The 1,351-nt window shown below is 35.2% G+C and carries 4 protein-coding genes; all 4 read left to right on the top strand.

Annotated features, from left to right (window positions below; translation table 11 throughout):
* Positions 1-233: 233 nt before the first annotated feature.
* On the top strand, positions 234-491 hold the full coding sequence (locus HCK02_RS13790) for a hypothetical protein (protein ID WP_167630671.1): 258 nt from the start codon (positions 234-236) through the stop codon (positions 489-491).
* Positions 492-707 carry a hypothetical protein gene (locus tag HCK02_RS13785; protein WP_167630670.1) on the top strand — a complete coding sequence of 72 codons (216 nt, stop codon included), beginning with the start codon at positions 492-494 and terminating at the stop codon, positions 705-707. It begins immediately after the preceding gene.
* A complete protein-coding gene (locus HCK02_RS13780) occupies positions 697-912 on the top strand; it encodes a hypothetical protein (RefSeq protein WP_167630669.1) in 216 nt (71 codons plus the stop codon). The genes HCK02_RS13785 and HCK02_RS13780 overlap by 11 nt, the downstream gene beginning before the upstream one ends.
* On the top strand, positions 909-1,351 hold a 443-nt coding region (locus HCK02_RS13775), incomplete at its 3' end, for a hypothetical protein (protein ID WP_167630668.1). The genes HCK02_RS13780 and HCK02_RS13775, both read left to right, overlap by 4 nt.

Here is a 1,351-nt window from a genome sequence, read left to right as displayed (position 1 = left end):
AAGTCCTTTCGACATTTGTGTCTATTTATTTACTAGTATATCAAAAAAGGTGTCTACTTTATTAGGATACATGCATAACAAAGCATGCAAAGTCAAGTTATAGCCCTGAATGTGATGTCGATAATGAAGGGTACTGGAAACAAAAACTCACAAAAGATGAAATTGAAGAAGCGAGCGAGATTCATGAGGTTGATTACATGAAAATTGCGAAAAAAGTAGAGGAGGACGAATAAATGGAAACATTCGAAACAATGAAAGAAATTTCCAATACTTTACAGGCGGGTTTAGATCAATTTAAGAATATAGAAGGTGTAAATATAAAAAAAGACAATCTTGTTATTATCCAGCAATACAACGACAATCAAATGATTGTTGTATCAATAAAAGACGATGAAAACGGCGAAAGAGGAACAAATGTTGAGGTTGTTTCGGCAGGCATTCTCCTGCCCAAAAAAGATGGTGTTCTAGATATTTATGAGGAGGGAAGCTGAGTGAATAGACCATTCAAAGAAGGCGATGTAGTAACTTATTTTGACATTATAGGAATGATTTTTGAGGCGAACGAAGAAATCGAAGTTAAATATATAGATGGTGATTATGGAACAATCGACATTTTTAAAAGTGATGATGCGGAAAGTTTGAAGAATCTAAAGTTGATTATTCCAGTTGAAGAAATTAAAGAGAGGAGAAAACAGCATGAAGGGTGAAGTATCGTCAATAATTCAACTCATTATAAAAAATCCAGCGCCTTTTGTATATGCGTTGAATGGATCAACATTACATGACTTTGAGCATTTCGCCGAAGCTATTAGTGTATTACTTGAAGAAGACAGACAAGCTATATTAAATGCACAAATCGCGAGTTCTTTAGAAACGATTATCAGACTGAAAAAATTGGAGGAAGAGGAATGAAAATAGGCGATAGAGTGACAATGAAGTATAACTCCGCTGTAGCGGACAAAGGAGATACAGGTAAAGTGCTAGAAACAACGAATAATCCAACAAAAATGGCTCGTGTAGATTTCAATTATGGGGTTTTTTGGGTGATTTGTCGAGATTTGGAGGTCATAAGAGATAAAAGAAAAGATGATAAATCATTCTTAAAAGATTGTCTATACTCCATCGCCAACAACGCTGAGCTTGATTTTAATGAACAGCAGAGGCTATACGATATTGCTGTGCGAGGGATTGAAGCGCAAGAGAATAAACTGGAGGGCATAAAAAATGAAAGCATTAATTTGACTAAAGATTTATATTTTCAATTCCGAAAAAAGGGCAAGGTGGATCAAGAAATCGCACAAATTATAGGGTTTTCAGCTAGCGCGGTTTCAAAATGGAAAAAGAGGAACGG

It is taken from the genome of Listeria valentina (assembly GCF_011800755.1).
Taxonomy (GTDB): Bacteria; Bacillota; Bacilli; order Lactobacillales; family Listeriaceae; genus Listeria; species Listeria valentina.
This window is presented reverse-complemented; position numbering and strand designations above follow the sequence as displayed.

Bases quoted from the DNA above. Each gene is read 5' to 3' on its own strand.
- HCK02_RS13790 (WP_167630671.1), top strand. From the start codon at position 234: ATGGAAACATTCGAAACAATGAAAGAAATTTCCAATACTTTACAGGCG.
- HCK02_RS13780 (WP_167630669.1), top strand. From the start codon at position 697: ATGAAGGGTGAAGTATCGTCAATAATTCAACTCATTATAAAAAATCCA.